We start from the raw sequence: 21,756 nt of genomic DNA on the forward strand, positions 1-21,756 counted from the left end.
TGTTCTTGCATTAACAAACTAATATTAACTAAACTAAAAACTTAGCGCATGAAAAATCTTTTTTTCAAAAAACTGCCTTTTGTAGTTGCCTTATTATTTCTAGGCACTATACAAGCACAAACAATTACTGGGACCGTCTCAGACGCAACCGGCCCCTTACCAGGAGCGAACGTATTGGTTAAAAACACTACCAATGGAACCCAGACAGATTTTGATGGTAATTACACAATTTCAGCAGATAGCGATGCCACATTGGTGTTCAGCTACATCGGCTACAAGTCTGTTACCATTCCTATCAATGGTCAAACTACTATCGATGTTACTTTAGAAGAAGACGCTAGTAAGTTGGACGAGGTTGTCGTAACTGGTTATGGTAGTCAAGCGAAGAAAGATTTGACCGGTGCTGTAGCCGTGGTAGATACTGATGAATTACTATCCGTCCCTGCCACTACTTTTGCCCAGCAACTGCAAGGAAGAGCCGCAGGTGTAAATATCGTTAACGATTCAAGAGCAGGTGGAGCAGCTACGGTGCGTATCCGTGGTTTCGGTTCCGTAGGTAACAACGATCCATTATACATAATAGACGGTGTTCCAACAACCGAACCCGGAAACATAAATCCAAATGATATAGAGTCATTACAAGTATTAAAGGATGCTTCTGCAGCGTCCATTTATGGTTCTAGAGCGGCGAACGGAGTAATTATACTTACCACGAAACAAGGGAAAATGGGTAAACCTTCCATATCCTACAACACGTTTTATGGTTTGCAGACTTCCACTACCTCACCCGATGTCCTTAATGCAGAAGATTTAGGTACCTATTTGTTTCTTGCAGACCGATACGCTGGAAGAACCCCAACCCACGGACAATATGGGTACGGTCCTAATGGAGAAATCACGATTCCAGATTTTGTCTTTCCTAGTGGAGCATTTGAAGGAGATCCGGCAACCAACCCAGATTTGTATGCACTTGAACCAGGGAATATTTATGCTATAACGCGTGCAGCAGACACCGATTGGTACGACGAAATTACTAGAACTGCACCAATTCAACAACATAATATTTCCGCATCCGGGGCAACTGAAAGTGCTCGGTACGCCTTCTCTTTAGGCTATTTCGAACAAGAGGATATCGTAAAATTTGTTGAATACAACAGGGTGTCATTGAGAGCAAATACCGAATTTAAAGCAATTAACAACAAGTTGACCATAGGGGAGAATTTCACTGTTTCCCTAGAGAACAGAAAAGGAGTCAATAACCTTGATGAGGAGCAGGGGCCGATAGCTGGATCGTATAAACACCACCCATTATTACCTGTTCGTGATATTACAGGATTCTTCGCAGGTAGTAGGGGAGCTAATTTGGGTAACAACTTTAACCCTTTCGCAGCCCTATCGAGAAACCAAGACGACCGCCAATACGATTTACGCTTATTAGGTAACGTATATGCGGCCTATCAATTGGCAGAAAATTTGGAGATTCGTACAAGTTTTGGTGTGGATGCCACCACCCAACGTGTTAGAAACATCGGCAGACCACAACCGGAATATGTAGAAGGTAACTTTATCAACAGTTCGGAAGCACGTTCAAATTACGCCTATGCATGGACTTGGACCAACGGATTGTCCTGGAACAAAACCTTTAATGACGTACATAACGTAAAAGCCTATGTTGGGGTAGAGTCCATACAGAGGTATGCAGAAGGATACAATGCAAGCAGACAGCGTTTTGCATTTGATACCAGTAATATAATTAGCTATTTGAACTTAGGAGATGCTACCACGGCACAAAACTCTGGTTTTATTCTTGACGACTTTACCTTGTGGTCACAGTTCACCCAACTCAATTATGATTACGATGGCAAATACTTAGCACAGTTCACTTTAAGAAACGATTCATCTTCTCGTTTCAGAGAAGCTTCTAGAAGTGCTATATTCCCGGCCTTTAGTTTAGGATGGAGGGTATCTGACGAAAACTTTATGGACAATGTGGATTGGTTGGATAATTTAATGGTACGTTACGGTTGGGGACAAACAGGTAACCAAGACATTGGAAACTACAACGCCTTTACTACATATCGTTCGGATATCGTAACCGGTGGTTATCCCATTGATGGCTCAACAAGTTCGCCACAGATAGGTTTTCAGCCAGGTCAATTTGGCAATCCTAATGCCAAATGGGAAACAACGACCTCCAACAATATTGGTATCGATGCGGTAATGTTGAACAATAAGTTCACTTTTGGCTTAGACATATGGGATCGAAAGGTAACTGATATGCTTTTACCGGCACAACCCACTTTTACAGCTGGTCAGGCTAGTCCTCCGTCTGTTAATGTAGGTGGTAATACTTCTAGGGGATTTGATATCGCATTAGGGTACAACAGTAAAATAGGTGAAGATTTCACCTTTAGTATCAATGGTAATTTGTCAGCCTACAGAACTGAGGTTGATGCATTAAGTACTCCGGACGAAAGAATCTTTGGTCGTACGGAACGTATACCGGCCATTACAATAACCCAAGCTGGTGACCCTATTTCTTCCTATTTTGGATATGAAGTATTGGGCATTTTCCAATCACAAGCCGAGGCAGACGCAGCACCCCAGTTTGGGGATTATAATGCACCAGGTAAATTCCGATTTGCAGATACCAATGGTGACGGCGTTATTACAGCCGATGATAGAACAATCATAGGCAGTCCGCATCCAGATTTTACGTATGGCCTTAACTTGGACTTCAACTATAAAAATTTAAGTCTCAATATTTTTGGTAACGGATCTCAAGGTAACGATGTGTTTAATTACGTACGTTTTTTTGCTGATTTCAACACATTCCAAGGAAACAGGTCTTCAAGAGCCTTAAACGATGCCTGGCAACCTGCTAACCCAACCGCCCCTGTAGCCGAGTGGACTGCTGCAAATCCAAATGCAACGTCCCCGATTATGGATGCTGATGACGCTACCAGTAGCCAACCTTCCTCCTACTTAATTGAAGATGGCAGCTTCTTTAGGATTAGGAACGTACAGTTGACCTACAATTTCCCGACAGACATATTAGAGCAGGTAAGTATAGCTAATGCGCAGGTTTATATACAGGCCCAAAATGTTGCTACCTTCACAAAGTATTCAGGATTAAATCCTGAAATCTCTTTAAGAAGAACGGGGGATTCCAACAGAAACCTTACATTAGGTTATGACGGAGGTTTCAACCCAGTACCATTTACCTTAAGTTTAGGACTGAATATCACATTACAGTAAAATAAAAATTGAATATGAAATTTAAATTGAAATGCAAATGAAAACAATCAAAGGAGTATTATTAATTTTCGCCGCCTCACTTTTTTTAGTGACGGGATGTACGGACGAATTTTCTTCAAAAGAGCCCCAAGCGGCTTTTGGTGAAGGTGACGTAGCTACCGCCGCAGGGGTAGAAGGAATTTTATTAGGTTCCTACAATATGTTGCAAGGTGGTGGTCTTACAGGACAAACATGGCGCAACGAGATCCAGAATTGGGTATTTAACCTTCCATCAGATGATGCCTTAAAAGGAACAGATGCGGGAGACCAACCAGAGCAATCGTTTATTGAACAGTATGACTTTCAAAACTTCAATCTACATATACGTGACAAATGGAGAGGCCTATACTTGGGTGTAGCCACTACGAACGATGCCATCAATACTTTGGCGAAAGTTGAAGAGGGAATATCCGATGAAAGACGTGCACAAATCATTGCAGAGGCTCGTTTCCTTAGAGGTCTCTTTCACTTTGAAGCACGAAAAATGTGGGAACGCCCGGTTTATATCGATGAAACCAATTTTGATTTAGGAGACCTTGGGAGTAGTTTGGTTCCTAATGACCGTGAAATATGGCCTTTTATCGAAGCAGATTTTGAAGCTGCGGCGTCAGTGCTTCCCGACACACAAAGTGAAGTAGGTAGACCCACAAGTTGGGCGGCCAAAGCATTTTTAGCTAAAGCTAAGGTATATCAGGGCTTTAACGAAGATGGCTCTGCCAATATCGCCAAGTTACAAGAAGCAAAACCTATTTTGGAAGACATCCTAAACAATGGAGGCTTTTCTTTGGTGCCAAACTTTGAGGATAACTTCAAAGTGGGGACGCGAAACAACTCCGAATCGATTTTTGAAGTACAATATGCAATAAGCCAAGCTAACGGAGATGTTTCCAATCGTGGAATCGGCTTAGCACATCCATACACTGATCCCTGGGGATGCTGTGGTTTCTACCAAGTTAGTCAAAATTTGGTGAATGCCTACAAAACCGAAGGTGGTTTACCGTTGTTAGATACCTTTAACGAATCAAATGTTTCATCCGAAGTAGATGACACTATGGCATCTGTATACGACGGCCCTCTAGACCCAAGACTAGACCATACGGTAGGTCGCCCTGGAATTTTATATAAGGGTTTTAAAATTGCCCAAGTTGATTTTGCACGGGACTTGAATTACGCTGGTCCATTTGTTTCTAGAAAACATGTTGCCGAACAAGAATTTTTTGCCGGCGGTGGATGGCAGAATCTTTCTGCCAATAATTACAGGATTATGCGTTTAGGCATGATATACTTGTGGTTAGCAGAAGTAGAAGTAGAATTAGGAAACTTAGAACGCGCACGCGAGTTAGTAAACGTAATACGCGCAAGGGCATCAAACCCTGCTGGCTTTGTTCCTAAAGCCATCCAAGGCGAAGAGCGTAACGATTTTACCATAGTACCTGACGAGCCGGCTGCGAACTATGAAATAGCACAATACAATGAAGCTTGGACCGATCCCGCAACTGCTCGTAAAGCTGTTCGTTTTGAGACCCGTTTGGAATTTGCGATGGAAGGTCACAGGTTTTTTGATTTAACACGTTGGGGTATTGCTGCCGAAACATTGAACGCTTATGTACAAAGCGAATCTCAAAGCAGAGCTTATCTTGCAGGTAAAACCTTTGTTGAAGGGAAACATGAGTATTTCCCTATACCATTGGAAGCAATTGACCGCTCCGTCAAAGATGGTGTGCCAACATTAACTCAAGACCCTGCTTACTAACGAAGAACAATAAATCTTCATCGAAGATTTTTAATACCAAAAGCAGTGATTATCTTTGTATAATCACTGCTTTTTTATTACCCAATACTTAATAAGCTAGCTTACCCATGAGAATAAAGATATTAGTTTTCCTGTTATTAGTTTTTTTATCTCCCTCTTGTGAAAAGAAGGAGGAAACACTCTTCGTTTTAAAATCAGGACAAACCACCAATATCAATTTTAATAACCGTATTGTAGAAACGGACACCTTTAATATCCTCACAGAGGAATATATATTTAATGGTGGCGGCGTTGCTATTGCAGACTTTGACAATGATGATCGCAACGACATACTTTTTACGGGTAATCAAGTTTCAAATGCATTATACCTTAACAAAGGTGGCTTTAAATTTGAAAACGTATCTGCATATTCAGGTATAGAAGCAAAAGAAAAATGGAGTACAGGTGTGGCAATAATTGATATTAATTTAGATGGCTGGCTAGATGTATATATTTGTGTGGCCATGGGCAGTACCGAAGAAGAAAGAAGAAATATGCTTTTTGTTAATCAAGGTTTAGATTCCAAAGGTATACCTACTTTTAAGGAAATGGCAAAAACCTATAAAATTGACGACGATAGAAATAGCATGAACGCTACCTTTTTTGATTATGACAATGACGGTCTTTTAGATCTTTATGTACTAAACAACGAACAGGTTCACGACCTGTCCACAAATTATAGGCCAAGTGTTAATGACGGATCGGCAATCAGCAATGATCGATTATATAGAAACAACGGAGATGGTACTTTTGAAGATGTTACGATTAGAGCTGGCATTATTTATGAAGGTTTTGGATTAGGTTTAGCGGTTGCCGATTTAAATTCCGATGGTTGGCCCGATATTCATGTTAGTAACGACTATTTAACAAATGATATATTATATATCAACAACCAAGACGGTACCTTCAGGAATGAAATTGGCAAATATCTAAAACATCAGAGCAAATTTTCCATGGGCTCCGATATATCGGACTATGATAACGATGGATTTTTGGATATACTCACTTTAGACATGCTCGGGGAGACCAACCATCGCATGAAAACCAATATTGGAAATACAAATTATGTAGAATACACCCTTAACGAACGCTATGATTATCAATATCAGTATATGCGCAATATGCTTCATAAAGGCAGGGGCGCAGCCGGAAACTATAGCGAAATTGGACTTTTGGCCGGCATATCTAAAACAGACTGGAGTTGGTCTCCATTATTTATGGACGTGGATAACGATGGCTATAGAGACCTTTTTATTACAAATGGTTTTCCGCGTGATATTACGGATAAGGATTTTGGTGATTTTGCTATTGGTGTTAATTCTTTTTTAAGTCCAGCTAAAATTTTGGATTCTATTCCCGAAGTAAAAGTTAACAACTACGCATATATGAACAAAGGCGATTGGACCTTTGAAGAGGAAACTCAAAACTGGGGATTGGACATCCCATCATTTTCCAACGGTGCAGCGTTTGCTGATTTAGACCAAGACGGAGACCTAGACTATATCGTTAATAACATCAACGATGAAGCCTTCGTTTACGAGAATACTTATGGTAAAAATGAAAATGAGAAAAATAACTTTTTACGATTGGCACTCCAAGGCCCTAATGGAAACCCTTTGGGTATTGGCACCAAAATTAAAATAAACTACGGAAAGGATAACATCCAATATTATGAACATTACTTAACACGAGGCTATATGTCCTCCGTAGAACCTATCCCCCACTTTGGGATAGGGACTCACGACTCCATTACAGAAATTAAAATACAGTGGCCAGATGGCACATATCACCTCTTGGAAAATATAAAAGCAAATCAAAAGCTTGCCATCGCTTATGAAAATGGCATCAAATCTGATAGCTCATATACAGTTCGCCCCATTACAGAATCTGCACAAAAAACATACTTTACTAATGTCACCGAACAGTTAAACCTAGACATTGATCTTAAGGATATAGATTTCATTGATTTTGACTTACAACGCACGCTGCTTCATAAGTTATCTCAAAACGGTCCTTGTTTGGCCGTCGGTGACTTAAATGGCGATTCACTGGAAGATGTTATTATTGGAAGTTCTTACAAGTATTCCCCTGTACTCCTATTCCAGAACAAGGACGGAAGTTTTGAACGAAGTACGTTATTTACCAACGCAGATAAAATGCAGTTTGAAGAAGAGGGTATTGAACTTTTCGATATTGATAATGACGGTGACCTTGACATGTACCTTGTGTCCGGCAGTAACCAATTTAAACAAGGAAGTGAGAACTATCGAGATCGTTTTTACCTAAATGATGGTAATGGAAAGTTTATAGAGGATCCAACCAGAATACCGGAAATTAACACTAGTGGTGCGGTAGTAAAAGCAATTGATTTTAACAGCGATGGCTTTGTAGATATTTTTATTGGCGGTAGAACGCCCATGGGCGAATATCCCTTACCGGAAGCAAGCTTTCTTCTAATAAACCAAAACGGTATCTTGAAAGACGTTACGGATAGCTATGCTCCGGATTTACGTTCTGTAGGAATGCTAACCGATGCGGTATGGGCTGATTATAACGGGGACGGACAACCAGATTTAATTGTTGTTGGAGAGTTAATGCCCGTTACAATTTTCAAAAATAAACAAACTTCATTCGAAAAAGTTGAGAATACAGGACTCCATAATTACTCCGGTTGGTGGGAAAGTGTTGATGCGGCGGATATGGACAATGATGGTGATCTAGACTTTATTCTAGGAAATCTAGGCAGGAATAATTTGTTTCAGCCTACGGCAGAACGACCAGTTACCGTTATTGCTAAAGATTTTGATGAAAACGGAAGTATAGACCCAATTACATTTGCATTTTTTAAAGACAAAAAAGGTACCTTACAATCATACCCAGTTAATTTTTGGGGTGATATCAATAAGCAAAGTACGCTATTCCGGTCAAAATTCAACTATTACAGGGAATATGCCAAGGCTACTGAAAATACCTTGCTCTCTGCCACAGAATTAGAAGACGCCTTTATCTTAAGGGCTAATTATGATAGAAGCAGCTATGCTGAGAATTTAGGAAATGGTTCGTTTAAAATGCACGAGCTACCAATTGAAGCACAATTATCACCACTGAACAGCCTTATTTTAAAGGACATTGATGTCGATGGAAATTTAGACATCTTGGGTGTTGGCAACGATTTTGGGAACGAAACCTTTATTGGAAGATATGATGCTCTAAACGGTATTGTTTTAAAGGGAGATGGTACCGGGTCTTTTGAAACAATACCCAATAGTAAAAGTGGTCTCTTAGCACCTAAAGATGCAAAATCAATCGCAGTAGTAAAATGTGCGACGGGAGGTTCTTATTATTTTATAACTCAAAACAAGGATAAATTATTGGTTTTTAAAGATTGAAAGTATTTTAAGATGTGCTAACTAATACATCTAATATTGAACAAAAAAAACAATAGTACAAACTTTTAAATCCTCCGTTACTTTTGTTGCTTATCTCTTGAGCGCAAAATAACCCTGAATAGCCTTATCGTAGACCGAAACGGCTTTAAACCAATAGGTAGAAGATGGCATAGGTTTTCCTTTGTAGGTTCCGTCCCAACCAACAGATTCTGGATTAATTTGGGTTAATAGTTTACCATAACGATCAAAAATAAAAAGAGCTTTTAGGCTCGGAACATTATCATTTATTGGAGAAAGTTGCCAATAATCATTAATTCCATCATTATTAGGTGTGAAGAATTTTGGAAAATCATCTGAGCTTAAGGTCTGTATAAAATCATAGGTAATGGCACCACATCCATTCTTGTCCCTTATAAAAATTTGGTGGTCTCCTTCTTCAACATTGCTGAATACATTGCTATCTTGATAGGTTCCTGTTTCATCACCAAGGGCATATTCGTAGTCCCCGTTACCAATTACAATAATAGTTAAATCTATACCCGATGCATTTACGACAACCTCAACAGTGTCCACCTTGGCCACGTTGGAGCGAACCACTTGGAACTCCGCTATACTAATACACTCGGTGGTTTCACCAAAAATTGCAACATTGATATATGCTTCATATCTGTATAAACCAATCTCCCGAGTATTAAAAACATTAGTTTCCGACACTATTTGTTCGGTAGTATCATCGTTTATTTTAACCCATCTAAAACCATCCGCACGGTCTTCGCTCACAATAGTTACATCAGACTCCCCTTCACATATTCCGATAGTTTCAGGAATATTAATTTCAGGACTAAAAGCCGTGCAATCAATACTGCTATCACCAGTTGTAAATTGTTCTACACGACAGAAACCAGCATCTCCATTTTCGTTATAGGGTGTTATTCTAACATAAATATCAGTGTTAATAGGTAAATTGGCAGGAGGATTATAGGTTAGTACATTACCCACATCGATTTCAGAAAGTATATCATCAACATTTTCAGAAGTACCTATAGCTAGGAGATATCCAGTGGCTGTTGGAGCATACTCCCAGATTAGGTTTTCCCCTAAGCCTACATCTGCACTATTAGGCAAGGGGTTAGTTAGTCCAGTACAATTAGGTACAGCGGTAACGTCGACTGTTGTAAAACTCTCGGAAGGACAGGTAATAAAGGTACCGTCATCCAAAAACAAACTTATGGTGACAAAAATCTCGGTATTATCCGGTAATCCTACAATGGGTTTTAAGCTATTCACCAAAGCCGCAGAACGACTATTGAAGAGGTTGGATGCACCTGCACTCGTACCCAAGGAAACCGAGTAACCATCAATACCAGTTACCGCTTCCCATGAAACGCGGGTATCTACAGCAACATCGACATCTCCATTAACAGGAAACGTAATAGTTGGACAGGTAACTTGCGCATTACCGAGTATCCCAAAAAACAAAATTGTAAGAAACAAAATTAGCTTCAAATACCTTGTTTCCCCAGATATAATCGGTAAACTCATCCCTTATGGCAAAAGTTATTTAACATTTCAAATAGTATAACGCTTAAAAGTAGCACAGACGCATTAATTCCAATACAGCCTAATGAAACCAAAATTCATTGGTATTCATTATCAAATGACACCAAGGAAATTTTATTTTAAGAAAAAATATCATTACTAAAATACCATAATATAGGAAATCTTACAGAAATAATATGTCGTATTCGATATTAAGAACCTTTGCGCATACTTTAATTTTACTTTGAAGTTTATAATGGGGGTGTCCATGGTAAAGTGGTGTTGGATTTTTGCTTAACCTAAGTAACTAATCATATCATAAACTAATCGAAGCTACTATGGTCTACCTTGGCTCTGGTATTGTTATAACAGACCTTTTTCTACAGATATGAGTATGGAAAACCAAATTATTCTATTAGCAGCAGTACATCCCTTTTCCGTAAAAAAAAAAGAAAAATCATAACTATCATTTGGACTTTAAGACAAATTTCGCAATGCATATAAGCTTTAGAAATTGCAATTTATGTTAACTATAATAATTAAATAGGTCTAAGCAATATTACTTAACATATATCGTTTCGCCTTTTTTAGCACTTTGAACCGCCGCATCCAGAATTTCCATCGAAATGATATTATTTTCAAGGCTATAGGGGTCATACGGCTCCAATCGTAATTCTCCTAAAATGACAGCAGCAAATAAAGCAAACGGATCATCAAAAGGCGATCTGCGCTCCTCCAGATTAAAAGTTTCCTCTTTAAAACCATCATAACCCTCGGCCATACGTAATCGAAATTGGTTTCTATCATCTGCATAAACCGCACCCAATGTTCCGTATAGTTCCATATCCTTTCGTCCCATTGGCCAATTCCAAGACGGCTGCAGTATGGCCATAGATTCATCATAGGTAAGAATTATAGTGGCGTCATCATCAACTCTTGGATTGTTCTCAGCTTGCAGCTGCTGGGTGACCGCCGTGACGGAATTAGGTTTTTTTCCCTTGTGCAGCCATGTTAATAGATTGGCCCCATAACACCCAAAATCCATAATGGCGCCCCCGCCATTTAAAACAGGATCCGTTAACCATTCTAAAAACTCTTTGTTTACCCCTATATTTTTTGGGCCCCGATGACCATCTCTTACTATTACCTTCCTTAGCTCCCCTATGGTTCCATTGGTCAGTATTTCTTTCGCTCTTACGTTGCTGGGGTACCAAGATGTCTCATAATTGGTAAGCAAGTGTATTTTATGTTTACGCGCTAATTCTTCCATTTTTTTGGCATGATCCAAGCTTACTGCCAATGGCTTTTCTACCATTACATGGATACCTTTTGGAGCACAAAATTCAACCACGGCCAAATGTTCGTATATATTACCAAATGCAGCAATGGCCTCAGGATTTTTGGCAGCAACCATCTCATCTATGGTTTCAAAAACCAAGTCCATAGAAAAATTATATTCCTTAGCTAAGCGTTTGGCCAATTCCAAATCGGTTTCCACAATACCTACCAAGGCAACATCTCCGAAATCCTCCCTACCTAAAATCCAACCTACATGGCCATGACTAAGACCAACGACCCCCAATCCAACCTGTTTTTGTTGTGCGTAAAATGAAGTTGTAATCATAACAATGAATATAGTTACAAGGTGATTTTTTATCATTTCGGTGTATTTTACAATAATCTATTACAGCAGGGGCAATACATACCTCCTTAAGCTTTCCCTTATCTTATGGGTATTTCTTTATAAAAAAGATTGACCGATTAATCCGACCTTTTTCGCTGTTTCACAAACCAATCGTACAATTCTTCGGTTTCATAAGCCTGTATCCACGAATCATGGCCTACGCCCGGATATCTGGTAAACTTTACATTATAGCCCATCTCCTTTAGCTTGGTTACCATAGTATCCGATTCTGAAACGGGTATGGATTTATCCTCCGCTCCATGAAAAACCCAAATTGGCATTTCTCTGTTTATCCAGGAAGCATAGGGTAATGGCGCCATTCCACATACTACGGCCATAGCCGCAAAACTATCGGGGTATTGCACCGCCATTTCCCAAGCCGCTCCTCCTCCCCTACTTAAACCTGTTAAATATATTCTTTTGGTATCTACCTTGGTAGTGGCAACTATACTATCCAAAAGCTGTTTTACGGCTCTGGTGTTCCACCATTTATTTTGATAAGGATTCTGAGGTGCCAATATTAAAAACGGGAACTTCTTACCTTGGGTAATTAATTTGGGAGGACCATTACGTTTTACGGCTACCAAACTGTCTCCTGATTCGCCGCCACCATGTAAAAAAAGCAATAACGGGAACTTTTCCGGACCATCCGGCTCATACTCTTCCGGCAGGTACAGGTAATAATTCAATTTCTCCTTTACGATGGTCTGCATTTGATCATCTATTAGAACAGGTTCTTTTTGAGCAGAACATCCCTGGGCGAGTATTAGCATAAAGAAAACATAAGCTTTTGTATAAAAACAAAACTTTCGTGCGTATACCGTTTGTAAAAAAGACCTGAAATGTATCATAGCGGAAAACTACAAAATAGTAGGCATTTTTAACCCGACAATCAAGATTTTAATGCTAACGGAGGTTTGCCGCGTGCTTTTTTGGGCCGTTTTGTTGTGAATACCCCTGGGCTTCCCCATAAGTTGTATACGATGACGACACCAAAGCAAAAAGACCTTTTTAAAAAGGTCCTTTTTGACCGGTTAAAAAAAAATCTTGAAACCGACTATCCACGGGGTAAGCCGTAGGGGAATTCGCCAGTTTTATTTTGGCCGAAGGAGCTCAAACCGAAATTTTATATTTTTCCTTACCCGGAACTGCAAAAATACAGTTCCGACCTCTGCCAAGGAGAGGTGCATCGGAAACCCCAAGGCAAAGCCGTTGGGGAACAATACCAATGTAAATTCTAGATGTCGCATAAAACAAGTTTCTTTATTACTCATTTGTCGTCATAAAATAGAACCATAGCTAATGCTATGCTTAGATTTCATTCCTAAACTGAGAAAAAAATAATTCAAATTTTCAATACGACATTCAAAACTTAAATTGGTATGATTTAGATTTAATGAATTCGCTCGGATTATCTATATAGGGTAAAATGTCCTACATACCGCTGTTTGTCCTTATCATTGGCATTTATCACATACCAATAGTCTCCAGTGGGTACTTCTTTTCCTTCATAGGTTCCGTCCCAGCCGGCAACTTCGGTAAGATTGGCCACTACCCTTCCGTAACGGTCGTATATCCTTACTTCGATATTGGGAAAAAACTCCCTATTTTTAATAGACCATATATCGTTTAGATTATCACCATCCGGGGTAAAGAAGTTGGGAATATCCAACATCCCTGTAAATTCGAAAGGAACGGCAACTTCCACAACACAGCCGTTGGCATCTACCACCCGTGCTTTGACAGTCATACTCTCATTCGTCGTAAATACATTAACATCGCCGAAAGAATCCCCATTAAAAAAGTATTCATACCCCCCAAAACCACCTTCCGCCATCACTTCCATTTCATTGGGACCAGTTTTAATTGCCGTCAAGGTCAGAGGTTCGTACGCATCCACCGTAAATTCAACAAATACTGTACATCCGTTTTGATGGTAAACATACACCGTATGATCTCCAGGTGGTAAATCTCCCCAAACATTTTCAACTCCGGCCAAGGCGGTAACAGCATCGGTAGGGTCTATTGGATCCAAGGCGAACATCACATCGTTCATTAAACTATTGTCCTGCAATCTTACGGTTACGGTACTATTTGGAAAAATACCTTCACAACCATACTCCACTATAGGTTCGGCCGTAAGATCAACTCCTATACCTACTGTAAATACTGCCGTTGTTTCACAAAAATTGGCATCCTGAACATAGATAAGGTAGGAAGCTCCACCCTGTAAATTCTCTAACACTTCACCTGTATACGCTGAGAAAGTACCCGTACCCGATTCGTCAATGGGATCGATCATTTCGACTTTATATTCAAAGAATGGGGCAGCACTTATCAATGCATCCGTAAACGGCGTACCACCTGCAATCTCAAATGTTGCGGTACCATCATTAGCCCCTATACAAAGTTCCGGGGTAGTCTGTATATCTATCACCTGTAACTCATCGGGTTGGGACACCGTAATAAAATCTTTTTCAAAACATCCGTTTTCGTCCTGTATTAAAATCTCGTAAGTACCTGCCGCCAAGTCTTCAAAAGTATATACCCCGGGCGTTGCAGCATCGCTAAAGAACTCATTAAAATTTGGCGCTATGGCAAACTGTGTAAGCCCAACGCCACCAGAAAGTACTTCAATGGTTATTGTACCGTCTTCTTCCCCATTACAGGAAACTGGTGTAGGATTTGCATCAAAAACAATAGGGTCCGGTCTTTCTATTACAAAAGGTCCCGCTATATCCATACAGCTTGCACCACTTGTTACGGCAATATAGTAATCAGTACCTTGTGCAAGTGCTTCAAAAGTACCATCTGCTTGGGGACCTCTAACCAATGTAGCGGAAGCGGCCGGGTTGAACGCATCTACCGGATCACCTAAATAAAGGTAAAATAAGTCATCGCCAACACCACCGTTTACAAAGGACTCTATTCTACCGTCCAATTCAGAGGCACAGGAGATGTCGTCCGGGAGGTTAGGTAAAATTGTAATACCTGTAGCATCGGTCATCGTAATACCGTTGGAACGGACCGCAAGACAGGTACTGGAAGCACTTGTTTTACGAACATCGAATTGATAGGTAATACCCTGTACCCCAGGAATTAAAACTGAAGTTCCTACCATATTTGTATAGGTTCCGACCGCAACACCATTTTCAATTCGCATATATTGATACGTGAACGATGGATCAGGGTTTTCAATACTCAAACGCATTTCCCCGTCGCCCCCGCAACCAGGTACACGAGTTTGCACCAACAAGGGCGCTATTGGTGGTGGTGGATCAACAAAATAAGGCTCTGTTACGAATAGACAGTCAAAACTGGACGATACTTCTATCGCATACCAGCCTGCACTAATAAATCCGCCACTAGCCCCAATAAAGGTGGGCGAGTTTTGGAGTCCGCTCGTAGAATTTATATCTGTATTATCGTTTCCATTCAAGTAAAGCAACCTATAGTTATAACCAGCTCCTGCGAAACCGCCTGTTGCACCGGGCATTGCGGTTATAGCATCGCCGGACGATGGGTCATAAGCCTCTAAAACCGCATTATTACCATTTGGACAGTCCAAACCTGTTGGTTGTCTTATACCTGCATCTATTTGCGGTACTTCGTCCAATACGATGTCAAAAGTGTTCGTACAACCTTCTACATCTTGTATCTGCACTTGATAAAATCCAAAAGCAAGTCCGGTAAACTCGTTAGTACCAGAAAAAGATGCTACTTCTGTTGTATATGTTGTACCTCCATCGGTGCTTAGCATCAATCTATATTCATACGGAAAGGTATCCCAACCACCTTGCCCGGTAGCTTCTATTTCGCCGTTTGCATTACCACAGCCCACATTGCCTACCGGCACAGCAGAAACCTGCAAAGCACCGTTCGGTGTCCTAATGTTCGTAACATTACTTTCGTTGGAACAGAAGGGCACGTTTGTAGCAACCACCTCAACCACAAGATTACCGCCGGGCAAACCAGTGATACGGGCTTCTTCCCCATTAATGTCCGGGAAGTTGTTGGTATCAAAACTACCCGTTCTAATGGGTGTGGCCCTTAAAACATCATCGGCCATAAATACGGTAAAATCATAAGCTCCTGTATAGTCGCTTACCTCGATAAAGAGATCGCCGTCACTCGCACCAAAGCAGCTTACCGGTTTTGCCTCTGTAATAAGGACCGTTGGTAATTGAGGCGCCGCCACGGTATGAACGGGCATGGGATAAATACAACCCCCTATATTATCGGTAATTTCAAATAAATAATCTCCAGCGGCCGGTAAAAAGACATCGGCAAAATTATTTCCTGGATCGTTGGTCACAGGAGCTACAGGAGTCGCCGAAATAACGGAAACCGTAAAATTAGTAGTTCCTATAACCTGGATTCTCACCCTTTCGTCATCATTACAATTCAATGGATCTATTTCAATTATACTAGGCACTACATCAGTTGGCGGATTGATAGTTGGCACATCGAATGTGGTTTGGCATCCATTACCATCAATTGCATACACTGTAATATTCTGAGCTGCACCATTATCAACTATCTCAAAAGTAGGCGAGGTTTGATAATTAGAGAATCCAGTAATACTATATTGATATCCGGCCCCAATAGTCCCTGGGTCTACAACAGATACGGTAACAACGGTAGAACTGAATCTATTGGCACCGGGTTCGCAGGCAAAATCAGGAGCTGATGCCGTAATGCTAAAATCCAAAGGGTTATTAATGGTATGTACTCCTGATAATACCTCACAACCCCGTGCCGTTACAACTTGTACTTGATAATCACCTGCCGGAAGATTGGTAAACGAACCCGTATTGTTCCTATCCTGCTCGGCAGCAGTAGTAAGATTGTTTAGAATGAACGTTATAGGATTATCCTCGGAGGTAAATGGAACCAAAGCATTGGCCGGACCAATTGTCACCTCTACGGCACCATTGTTTTCATCGCGGCAGGTAATATCGGTAGCACCTTCTGTTATGATAACCGGTTGTGCTGCTTGATTTAAATTGATGTCGGTGACGTTGAATTCACAAAATCCGCTACCATCGTTCACCACCCTATCCGTGACCAAAACTTCATAATTTCCTGGTTCCAATCCGGTAAAAACTGCATTATTAATTTGGGTAACCGGCCCAACAGTACCAGAATTATAGTCGACCCCTGTAAGGACAAAACTAAAATCACCACTACCACCAAAGGTTGTTATCGTAATTTCACCATCCGCATTATTACAAGTAGTCTCGGTTGAAAAAGTACCTGTTGCGGATAGGAAGTTATACACCGTGGCCGTTCCCTGACTGGTACATCCGTTTGCGTCAATAACATCAACAATGTAATCGCCGGGACTACCTACGGTATACGTATATTCCCAAAATGCTCCTACCAAGGTAGGAAGTTGTTCGTTTCCTCCTAAAGTAAATCTAGGAGTATTCACTGTTCCCGGCATGCGAACCGTAATATCAAAAGCTGTTGACGTAGGATCACATTGATTTACCACCGTAAAAGTTGGCGCAGGCAAATCCGGATCCAATTGTATTACCGTAGCGATATCAAATGAAGTACATCCACTGGCATCCCTTACATATACATCATAATCGCCAGCGGCTCCAACAAATGTAGTTTGAACGTCATAATCGGTTGGGTATACCGGTTCAGGGGCACCATTCGTAACAAATGCATATTCATACGGACCACCGGCACCTCCACGTCCTTGAACGGTAATTTGTCCAAAAGCATTACAGTTTGCAGGTACATCCGAAATAACATCGATTGCCGGTAAATTTTGATCTATGGTAACACCTACTGCATCCCTACAGGTATCAGTTAGATTAACAACAACGACCTGATAATCCCCTGGAAGCTCGGGAAGGCTACCGGTGTACGGTAAAGCCACCGTAGTTACGGACGGAACTAGAACTGTAGTAGTGTTTGTATCATTATTCAAAAGTTCGATACGGAGCTGATCGCCAATAACATATCCTGTAACCTCATAGGTTATTTCCCCGTTTCGGTTTAGGTCACAGGCACCAGGAGTTGAACTGGCCGTAATATCCAATGTAGAAGGAGCATCAACAGGAGGGATTTCCTGCTCATAGATACATCCAGTTCCCGTATCCCTTACCTGTACAGTGTATGCAATACCAAACTGGATACCATCGGTAGCATTACTAAAGGTATGGTCATTAACACCAGGTGTATTGTTTAACCCATAAAAAGAGGGTTGCCCCGCTAAGCGAATCTCATAAGACCCAGAACCTCCGCTAACGCTTACCGCGTAGGTAAAAGCGGTATCATCGCAAGTTGGTGGTAACGGTGGTGGTATTGGCGTTATAACCACTTCATTGGACGTAATGGTTACCATATCAATATCCGTACAGCCATTGGCATCAAGGGTAATTACCGTATAATCTCCCGGTACTAGGTTTACATCCACGATCGTTAGTGGAAACATAGACGGGTCTACATTTTCTTGTCTTGTTATTTCTGTTCCTGTTGCATCCTCTATCCTGAAATCAAAGTTGGCAAGACCATCGGTAACGCCATTTATTACGATGCCGCCACTTAAGGTTCCACTACCGTCGCATACAGCTTGCTGTATGGTAACATTTGCATCTGGAGGCGTAGTATTATCCACTGCTATTACAGCATCAGCTGGCGCGGTCTCACAGCCTCTGGCATCCCTCACCAAAAAGGGATAGGTTCCAACAGGTAAATTTGAATAAACCGTTTGTGAGCTCCATCCTGATCCGTTAAAGTTAACTTCATAGGGCGGTATACCACTTGTGGCATTGGGAGTAATGGTAACAACACCGTTTCCTGTTTCACCGCAGCTTACCGGTCTTGTTACAACGGAAGCCGCAGCAATGTTGATAGGGGGATTTAAAATAAGCGGTGCAGAAGTTGCCTCACAACCGGAATTCGTAACGTTATTGTCCGTAACCCTAAACACATAGGTTCCAGCAACTGCGGTATCAAAAAGGAACGTAGAGGAAGTATAGGCTACCGGAGCGGCAAACGTGGCGCCATTATCGGAACTAACTTCATAGGTTCCTGTTCCCGAAGCATATCCTCCGGTTACTTGTACCTGAATTTGCCCTGGGGCACCACCACAAGGAATTTCGGTGATCAGGCTTGTATTCACCCTTAATTGTGGTGCTATGGTAATAGCAATGGTGTCACTACAATTATTACCGTCTACCACCTCAATAGTGTAATTTCCCGGGGTAAGATTTGTAAAAGTGCCTGTTGGTTGTAAGGTTCCCCCATTTATCCTGTATTCGTGTGTTCCCAATGCTGCCGTACCTGCCGTGGAACTAACTACGGCGGTAGCTCCTGTAGCGGGAACATAGCAGAAATCGGAAGCCGCATTATCCAAGCTCAGAACTGGAGCATCTATGGGATTCAGATTAAATGTGAAGGTATCCGTACAACCTTCGGCATCTTCAACCAATAGATTATAGGTACCTGCCAGCGTAAGGTTGTTAAACGTTCTGCCCGAATTTGGACCGATCGTAGCTCCTGACGGAAGTGTTAGCGTGTATCTATTGCCTCCCCATCCTCCGGTCGTATTTGCTCTTACCCTTCCAACATTGCCATTGGCACAGCTCATGGCCGTTACGTTTGAACCGCTTAAATCCAATACAGCAGCTTGTTGAATGTCAAAAGAAGCCGTATCGGTACATCCTGTGTCGGCATCGGTTACGGTTATGGTATAGGTTCCCGCTCCGGACAAAGGCAGATCTACCTCGGTATCGTTTTGGGGCCCAACTACAGGACCGCCGTTGATCTGATAGGTATAATTATTGGCAAAACCATCGATAATAAAGGTTCCAGTACCATCTGTAGCCCCGTTACATACTCTCAAGTCCCCTCCAGATTTGACCCTGGCACGAACTGAACTTATGACAGCCGGACTAAAGCCTTCCGTATACGTACAATTGTTGGCATCGGTAATCTGAAATATGTAAGAAGTTGATGTGCTTAGACCAACAAAGGTATCGCTTGCTCCATTATCAAAGGCTATTGGACTAATTATGGAATAGTTCACAATGGCTGCATTGCCAGTAGGTGTTAATTGTACATCCGAAGTACCTGCGGCACAATTCACGTTGCTTTGTGCAAAATCCAGATTTGTTGGTGGATCGGCAGGTAAAATGTTTATGGGCGTCAACTCCAATCGGCAACCGCCACCATCACGAATAATTGGGGTATAGCTTCCTGCAGCCAAACCGGCATAAGACGTGGTTCCTGTAAAATTTACACCATCGATACTAAAAACGTAACCGCTCCCCGAACCACCTGTAAAAGGACCCACAAAGTCTATTTGCCCACCATTGGTACCGCCGCTCCCATCACAAGTGATATCCGAAACTTTAGTTGCACTACCTGAAATGGCTCCTACGTTAGTAACGGCTACGGTTGGTAAGGGTAATACACATTCAAAACCGCCTTGTTGGTACCTTACCTCCAAATCCGGATAGCTACCCGATGGGACTGAGATTTGCGGTGTAGTAACCCAAGGATCACCGGAATTAATACGGTAAGACAGATTATACCCTCGTGCATCGTTTACCGTAAAGTCTATTTGTGCGCCCCCATTACTACAGGTACCATCCAATCCACTTACAGTAATATCGGGAGGCAATAATTCCTCTACATTGGATGATGCGGTTATGGTACACCCATTACTATCGGTAATCACAAAGTCATACGTACCTGCACTGGTCACATTAAATGTTGTAGTACCCGAGTTACTTGCTGCATTCCCAAATGAGGGCTGTACGGCTCCTCCATTTACGGTAAACGTGTAAGGCGCAGAACCACCATTCGTATTTAAAATAATGTCAACATCGCTAATAGTGGAACAACCAAAACTACTGTTTACCTCGGTAGATGCATCTAAAGCATTTAAGCCGGCTCCAATGATTATAGGGTTGCCCGATGTATCCAATGATTGTCTGGGCGGATTAATGCCATTTAAGGGATCTCCTGTACATTGTTGTGTCTCTACCTGAACGGTGTATGTCCCAAAACCTACCGCTGAAAACGTGTAAGGATTGTCCGGTACAAAAGCTGTAAATTCCTGAGCTACACCACTGGAATTCAATAAGGTGTATTTATAAGGACCGGGCACATTATTTGCCGTTACCGTAATACTTCCTGTGTCCCCACTACACTGGGCGTCTATAAATGTAGCTTCTATACCTAGATCTAGTTGATCAACGGTAATTGGCTCATAAGGATACTCACAAGTATTTGGCGTATTTTGAAGGCGTGCCAGTATATTATAAGTTCCGGGAGCAAGGTTCGGAAATATAGGTCCTTGCCAAGAAATCCCGTTATCTATACTAAATTCATAAGCACTGGACAGGTTTGTAATTTGTATTCTACCGGGTACCCCACAAATATTATCCTGCTTTACGTAGGTTTGGGTAATTGTACTTTTCTTAACCTTAAAGTAAAAAATTTGACCGTCTGCAACCACCCTAAATTCAGCTCCAGTGGTAGACGGGACCGTACTGGCATCCAAATTAAAAGTAGCACCTGTTGCAACCTGCGTATAGCAAGAGCCCGTATTTGGGCAATCTTCATTAATATCCGGGGTACATGAACCTCCTAAAATTTGCCACGATACCGAACCGTACGGTCCACCGGACAAATTTATTGTACGATCATCAAAATCGCCACAAAGATTAAATCTGGCTACGGTAAACCCCTGTACACTACAGCCTACCTCCTCGTCAGCACCTTGTATTATCGTAGAGAACATAGGCGCAGACAGCGAACTGTTGCTGCTAATGGAACTAGCAGATCTATTCTGTAGGGTACCCAATGAGGTACTTTTTGGTTCAGCAGTGCCAAAGACAGCATCGGCAGTATTAACAACGTTCTGAATTACTACAGTTGCTTCCTCAAAAATCACACGGACATTTGAATTTGCTACAGCCGAGGAACCGATTGCAGATAGTATTATCAACAACAGGGCATACAAGGTATACCACGGTTTTTTAGTGTGCATAGGTTAAGTAGCGTTTTGGCAAGAACTTTATCGATTT

At 41.5% G+C, this 21,756-nt stretch carries 7 protein-coding genes; 3 read left to right on the plus strand and 4 right to left on the minus strand.

Annotated features, from left to right (window positions below):
- Nucleotides 1–48: 48 nt before the first annotated feature.
- The 3 genes from ACFQZJ_RS13835 to ACFQZJ_RS13845 all read left to right on the plus strand — a co-directional run bounded on the left by ACFQZJ_RS13835 (nucleotide 49) and on the right by ACFQZJ_RS13845 (nucleotide 8,478).
- Complete coding sequence (locus ACFQZJ_RS13835) at nucleotides 49–3,258, plus strand: SusC/RagA family TonB-linked outer membrane protein (RefSeq protein WP_379935371.1); 3,210 nt, start codon at nucleotides 49–51, stop codon at nucleotides 3,256–3,258.
- A gap of 37 nt (nucleotides 3,259–3,295) precedes the next feature.
- Nucleotides 3,296–5,050, plus strand: a complete 1,755-nt coding sequence (locus ACFQZJ_RS13840; protein ID WP_379935373.1) for a RagB/SusD family nutrient uptake outer membrane protein — start codon at nucleotides 3,296–3,298, stop codon at nucleotides 5,048–5,050.
- A 107-nt stretch (nucleotides 5,051–5,157) separates the two neighbouring features.
- On the plus strand, nucleotides 5,158–8,478 hold the full coding sequence (locus ACFQZJ_RS13845; RefSeq protein ID WP_379935375.1) for a VCBS repeat-containing protein: 3,321 nt from the start codon (nucleotides 5,158–5,160) through the stop codon (nucleotides 8,476–8,478).
- A gap of 90 nt (nucleotides 8,479–8,568) precedes the next feature.
- Here ACFQZJ_RS13845 and ACFQZJ_RS13850 read toward each other — a convergent pair whose 3' ends face one another.
- The 4 genes from ACFQZJ_RS13850 to ACFQZJ_RS13865 all read right to left on the minus strand — a co-directional run bounded on the left by ACFQZJ_RS13850 (nucleotide 8,569) and on the right by ACFQZJ_RS13865 (nucleotide 21,719).
- A complete protein-coding gene (locus ACFQZJ_RS13850) occupies nucleotides 8,569–9,972 on the minus strand; it encodes a T9SS type B sorting domain-containing protein (RefSeq protein WP_379935377.1) in 1,404 nt (467 codons plus the stop codon).
- Between the two features lie 604 nt (nucleotides 9,973–10,576).
- A complete protein-coding gene (locus ACFQZJ_RS13855) occupies nucleotides 10,577–11,677 on the minus strand; it encodes a Gfo/Idh/MocA family protein (protein WP_379935378.1) in 1,101 nt (366 codons plus the stop codon).
- 101 nt (nucleotides 11,678–11,778) lie between these two features.
- On the minus strand, nucleotides 11,779–12,474 hold the full coding sequence (locus tag ACFQZJ_RS13860) for a carboxylesterase family protein (RefSeq protein WP_379935379.1): 696 nt from the start codon (nucleotides 12,472–12,474) through the stop codon (nucleotides 11,779–11,781).
- Nucleotides 12,475–13,112: 638 nt separating this feature from the next.
- Nucleotides 13,113–21,719: a T9SS type B sorting domain-containing protein gene (locus ACFQZJ_RS13865; RefSeq protein WP_379935380.1), complete on the minus strand. Its 8,607-nt coding sequence runs from the start codon at nucleotides 21,717–21,719 to the stop codon at nucleotides 13,113–13,115.
- Between the last annotated feature and the right edge of the window lie 37 nt (nucleotides 21,720–21,756).

Source organism: Maribacter chungangensis (assembly GCF_042676845.1).
Taxonomy (GTDB): Bacteria; Bacteroidota; Bacteroidia; order Flavobacteriales; family Flavobacteriaceae; genus Maribacter; species Maribacter chungangensis.

Coding starts and splice junctions, on each gene's coding strand:
- ACFQZJ_RS13840 (WP_379935373.1), top strand. CDS start 3,296: ATGAAAACAATCAAAGGAGTATTATTAATTTTCGCCGCCTCACTTTTT.
- ACFQZJ_RS13835 (WP_379935371.1), top strand. CDS start 49: ATGAAAAATCTTTTTTTCAAAAAACTGCCTTTTGTAGTTGCCTTATTA.
- ACFQZJ_RS13865 (WP_379935380.1), bottom strand. CDS start 21,719: ATGCACACTAAAAAACCGTGGTATACCTTGTATGCCCTGTTGTTGATA.
- ACFQZJ_RS13860 (WP_379935379.1), bottom strand. CDS start 12,474: ATGCTAATACTCGCCCAGGGATGTTCTGCTCAAAAAGAACCTGTTCTA.
- ACFQZJ_RS13845 (WP_379935375.1), top strand. CDS start 5,158: ATGAGAATAAAGATATTAGTTTTCCTGTTATTAGTTTTTTTATCTCCC.
- ACFQZJ_RS13855 (WP_379935378.1), bottom strand. CDS start 11,677: ATGATAAAAAATCACCTTGTAACTATATTCATTGTTATGATTACAACT.